Here is a 2,204-nt window from a genome sequence, read left to right as displayed (position 1 = left end):
CTCATGGCGGTGGCTGGCCTCCTGGGCCGCCTCGCTGCCCTGGGCCTGGTCTTCTTGGCCATGGAAGTGGTAGCCGGTTCGTCACTGGCCGGGGACGCCCTGTTCGCCGCGGCGATGGCCGCGGCCCTGGCCGGGCCAGGGCAGGCCGCTCTGTGGAGCCCGGAGGAGGCCTGCCTGGCCCGGCGGCTGGGGGAGTAGCGTATGGACCTGATGGACAAGATGGACAGGATGGACAATATGGACCGTCCGGTCTTGGTCCATGCAGTCCATCCTGTCCATGCTGTCCATTGCGCCCTGGCGGGTGTGGGCAGCCTGCCCGCCCTGGCCGCCCGGCTGCAGGCTGCCTCCGGCCTGGCCGCCGCCCTGGGCCGGCCCCTGGTGATCCTCTCCTATGCCCAGAGCCTGGACGGCTCCATCGCCAGCCGCCAGCGCCGGCCTCTGGCCCTGTCCGGCGAAAGCTCCCTGCGCTTCACCCACGGCCTGCGGGCCCTGTGCGACGCCATTCTGGTGGGCATCGAGACGGTCCTGGCGGACAACCCGCGCCTGACGGTACGGCTGGTGCCAGGGGCGAGCCCCCGGCCGGTCGTCCTGGATACCCGCCTACGCACCCCTCTGGCTGCAGCCCTCCTGGCCGACCCTGGTCGCCGCCCGCTCATTGCCGCTGGCCGGGGCTGCGGCAACGGCCGGGCGGACGAGCTGTCCCGGGCCGGCGCCCGGGTTCTGCACAGCCCGGTGGCTGCGGACGGCCGGGTGGAGCTGGCGGCCCTTCTGCCCCAGCTGCTGGGCCTGGGCATCCATACTCTGATGGTGGAAGGGGGGGCACGGGTGATCACCAGCTTTCTGGCGTCAGGCCTGGTGGATCTCCTGGCGGTCACGGTCGCCCCCAAGCTGGTGGGTGGGCTGCCGGCTCTGGACCGGCCACTGGCTGCCGCCGGCTGCCTGGAGCTGGCCGGGGTCCGGGTCCAGCAGCTGGGGCCGGATCTCGTCATCTGGGCCCAGCCGGGGCAGGGCCTGTGATCGAGAAGCGGCAGTCCCTGGTCTTTGCCGCGCCGGGTCGGGTGGAGGTGCAGGAAGAGCCGATCCCGGTTGCGGCCGCCGGTCAGGTGCTGGTGGCCAGCCGGCTGTCGGCGGTGAGCGCCGGGACCGAGCTTCTGGTCTTTCAGGGCCTTTTCCCGGACGGCCTGGCGGTGGACGCCGCCATCCCGGAGCTGGCCGGCCCCTTTGCCTATCCGCTTCGCTACGGCTACAGCCTGGTGGGCGAGGTGCGCTCCTGCGGTCCGGGGGTGGATCCGGCCTGGGCTGACCGCCGGGTCTTTGCCTTCCATCCCCACGCCAGCCATTTTGTGGCAGCCCCCGACACCCTCCTCCCCCTGCCCGACGACCTGGGCTTTGCGGACAGTGTCTTCCTGGCCAGCATGGAGACAGCCGTCTCCCTGGTCATGGACGGCCGACCTCTGGTGGGCGAGCGGGTGCTGGTCCTGGGGCAGGGCGTGGTGGGGCTTCTGGTCACCGGGATCCTGGCCCGCTTCCCCCTGTCCGGGCTGGTCAGCGTCGATCCCCTGCCGGCGCGCCGCCGCCGCTCCCGGGCCCTGGGCGCCCGGCACAGCCTCGCCCCTGGCGATGCCGCCCTGGCGGCAGCGGCCGACTTCGACCTGGCCTTCGAGCTCTCCGGCAGCCCGGCAGCCCTGGAGACGGCCGTCGAGCTGACCGGCTTTGCCGGCCGCATCGTCGTCGGCTCCTGGTATGGCAAGAAGGAGGGCCGCCTGCCCCTGGGCGGCGTCTTCCACCGCCGGCGGCAGCGTCTTTTCGCCAGCCAGGTGAGCACCGTCGCCCCGGAGCATACCGGCCGCTGGACAAGGACCCGCCGCCTGGAGCTGGCCTGGGAGACGATGCGGCGGCTGCGGCCGGCGGATCTCATCAGCCACACCCTGCCCCTGGCCGAGGCGCCGGAGGCCTACCGCCTGCTGGTGGAGGAGCCGGACCGGGTGGGGCAGGTGGTGCTCGTCTACTGATGGCTGTTCCCGAGCCGGCCTGGCTGGCGGTCCTCACGGCCGCGGTCTACCTGTCCCTGGCCCTGGAGCTGCTCTTCTTTGCTGCGCCCAGCCCGGTGGCCAGCCACAGGGTTCTGGCCGCTCCGGCCGGGCCAGCCGCTTGGCTGACCTTGGGCCTGGCGGCCGCGGCCTTGCTGCTCCTGCTTCTGCCCC

Annotated in this window: 4 protein-coding genes; all 4 read left to right on the top strand. The window is 72.9% G+C overall.

Annotation, left to right across the window (positions count from 1 at the left end; all coding sequences use genetic code 11):
* Positions 1-198, top strand: a 198-nt coding sequence (locus AB1634_19410) for a hypothetical protein (GenBank protein ID MEW6221681.1), incomplete at its 5' end; no start/stop codon positions are given.
* 39 nt (positions 199-237) lie between these two features.
* Complete coding sequence (locus tag AB1634_19405; GenBank protein MEW6221680.1) at positions 238-1,017, top strand: RibD family protein; 780 nt, start codon at positions 238-240, stop codon at positions 1,015-1,017.
* Positions 1,014-2,012, top strand: coding sequence for a zinc-binding alcohol dehydrogenase (locus AB1634_19400; protein MEW6221679.1), 999 nt, complete (start codon positions 1,014-1,016; stop codon positions 2,010-2,012). The genes AB1634_19405 and AB1634_19400 overlap by 4 nt, the downstream gene beginning before the upstream one ends.
* A partial coding sequence (locus AB1634_19395; protein ID MEW6221678.1) for a hypothetical protein occupies positions 2,012-2,204 on the top strand: 193 nt, incomplete at its 3' end. The genes AB1634_19400 and AB1634_19395, both read left to right, overlap by 1 nt.

It is taken from the genome of Thermodesulfobacteriota bacterium (assembly GCA_040755095.1).
GTDB lineage: Bacteria > Desulfobacterota > Desulfobulbia > Desulfobulbales > JBFMBH01 > JBFMBH01.
Note: the sequence above shows the minus strand (reverse complement) of the source record. Positions and strands in the feature narration are given on the sequence as shown.

What these genes read in the sequence shown, in the direction of transcription:
- AB1634_19405 (MEW6221680.1), top strand. Translation starts at nt 238, where the DNA reads ATGGACCGTCCGGTCTTGGTCCATGCAGTCCATCCTGTCCATGCTGTC.